The 253-nt window shown below is 54.9% G+C and carries 1 protein-coding gene and 1 pseudogene; both read right to left on the bottom strand.

What is annotated here, in order from left to right; translation table 11 throughout:
* Positions 1-74, bottom strand: a pseudogene (locus IV91_RS19900) (type II toxin-antitoxin system PemK/MazF family toxin); the annotation flags it as partial.
* Positions 71-241, bottom strand: a complete 171-nt coding sequence (locus IV91_RS0114405) for an antitoxin MazE family protein (protein WP_084190131.1) — start codon at positions 239-241, stop codon at positions 71-73. The gene IV91_RS0114405 and the pseudogene IV91_RS19900, both read right to left, overlap by 4 nt.
* Between the last annotated feature and the right edge of the window lie 12 nt (positions 242-253).

The following is a 253-nucleotide window of genomic DNA, read 5'->3' as shown; positions in this document are numbered from 1 at the left end:
TGAATTACCAAGGCGGGTCTTGGTTTACCAAAGTCGCCTTGCATGACAATGGTTACAAAATCACCCCGCATCATTCCGTCCAGCCTTCCATGTCCGCCAAGGCTTCATCCATGAAGTGTTGCAGATTTGTATCGACCATGTCCGTCTGAGCGACGAGGCGGGACTGACGGCGGCATTCCTCAGCGAAGTCCGGCCGTCGTGTATCCGGCACCCAAATTTGAATCGGTCGCAGGCCAGCCATGCGCAACGTATC

It is taken from the genome of Ferrovum myxofaciens (assembly GCF_000735045.1).
GTDB classification, from domain to species: Bacteria; Pseudomonadota; Gammaproteobacteria; order Burkholderiales; family Ferrovaceae; genus Ferrovum; species Ferrovum myxofaciens.
This window is presented reverse-complemented; position numbering and strand designations above follow the sequence as displayed.